This window comes from Thermogutta sp., from assembly GCF_014359955.1.
GTDB lineage: Bacteria > Planctomycetota > Planctomycetia > Pirellulales > Thermoguttaceae > Thermogutta.
This window is the reverse complement of sequence record NZ_JACIYL010000913.1, coordinates 1-1,608: the sequence shown is the minus strand read 5'-3', so window position 1 is coordinate 1,608 and position 1,608 is coordinate 1. Positions and strand designations below refer to the sequence as shown.

1 protein-coding gene and 1 pseudogene are annotated in these 1,608 nt (G+C 55.9%); both read left to right on the top strand.

Going from position 1 to position 1,608, the window contains the following annotated elements; all coding sequences use genetic code 11:
* Nucleotides 1-344: 344 nt before the first annotated feature.
* A complete protein-coding gene (locus H5U08_RS18155) occupies nt 345-1,094 on the top strand; it encodes an ABC transporter ATP-binding protein (protein ID WP_297036366.1) in 750 nt (249 codons plus the stop codon).
* Between the two features lie 168 nt (nt 1,095-1,262).
* A pseudogene (locus H5U08_RS18150) lies at nt 1,263-1,608 on the top strand (ABC transporter permease); the annotation flags it as partial.

Sequence of the window (1,608 nt, the reverse complement as noted above, 5' to 3'; positions counted from 1 at the left end):
GAAAATCGAACCTCCCGCTGAGGTTCTAGAGGAGAAAAGCGGGGCGAATTATAATGACGCTCTTACCGCTGCCAAATTGGAAGGTTTGTTCGGTCCATTGCAACCCCTCCCAACGCGGGAGCCAAAACGCCCTCGAGATCCCCGCAGAGTCAAAATCCATCTTCAGGCCGGGGCTGGGATGAACCTCGCACACGGAAAGGCCGTAGCTTCCGTAAAACGATCACCGCGATGCGGATGTGGGGACAACGCGCGCGTTCCCCATCGGATGTTTGATCGGATTGATTGATCGGACACGGGAAATGTAGTTTCGCAGAAGACAATTGTCGCCGTGGAGCCGAAAGGTCATGAAAAAAGATGGTCGGTTGATGATTGAGGCGGACGGCCTCTGTAAGTATTACGGAGACTTTGCTGCCATCGAGAATGTCACATTCCAGATTCGTGAGGGGGAAGTGGTGGCCTTCCTTGGACCAAATGGAGCAGGGAAGAGCACCACCATGAAACTGCTCACCGGCTATCTGGCTCCGAGTGCCGGAACCGCTCGGATCGCCGGCTACGACATGACGACTGAGGAGCGCTTAGAGGGCGCCCGCCATCTCGGTTATCTGCCGGAAAACGGCCCACTCTATGCGGATATGACACCCATCGGGTTGCTGCAGTTCTTTGCCGAAGCCCGGGGTATCCCGCCTGCCCAGCGGCGGCAGCGTATCGCAGATGTGGTGGAGTTGTGCGGCCTGGAAGAAGTATTGGGCAAACCGATTGGGAAGCTGTCCCGCGGATATCGGCAGCGGGTGGGAATGGCCCAGGTGCTCCTGCATCAGCCGGATGTCCTCATCCTCGACGAGCCCACCGCCGGACTCGATCCCAACCAGATCCATGAAGTCCGCGAAACAATCCGTCGCCTGATGGCAGAGCGCAAAACGATCCTCCTTTCCACCCACATTCTTCAAGAGGTGGAAGCCATGGCCACCAGGATCCTGTTCATCAACGAAGGGCGTCTGGTTTACGATGGGCCGGTTGAGGACGTCATCCGTACCGGGAAGCGACTGGACGAATGGTTCAGGGAACTGTCAATGAGCGAACAAGTGGCGGCCTGACGGTTCTGAGGGGGCGTGAAATCAGGCGGGCGATCTCTGCAGAATGCGACACACTTTTAGACGCAGATTGTGTACACGGGGCCCTGAGCCCTGATCAAAAAGCGAAAGTCGTCGGAACAATTTGACAAGATTAAAGAGACGCTGTCCGGACTTTGAGGTGTCGAGCGTATGAATACGAAAGTTCTGCTGGCCGTTGTTAAACGGAATTTCGTCAGCTATTTTGCCAGTCCGACCGCTTACCTCTTCATCTGCGTGTTCGTCGCTCTGAGCACCATGGCCGCATTCTGGCCCAATGAGTTTTTCGATGCCAATCTGGCCAATCTCGATCAACTCAACAAATGGTTTCCGTACGTGATGCTCGTCTTCATTCCGGCCATCACGATGGGCATCTGGGCCGATGAGCGGCGTCAGGGAACGGATGAGCTTCTCCTCACCATGCCCGCAACAGATTGGGAAGTTGTCCTTGGCAAGTTTTTCGCCGCGGTGGCGATCTTCACCGTGTCACTGGGCTTTT

Excerpts from the sequence above, each read along its gene's own strand:
- H5U08_RS18155 (WP_297036366.1), top strand. The coding sequence starts at position 345 with ATGAAAAAAGATGGTCGGTTGATGATTGAGGCGGACGGCCTCTGTAAG.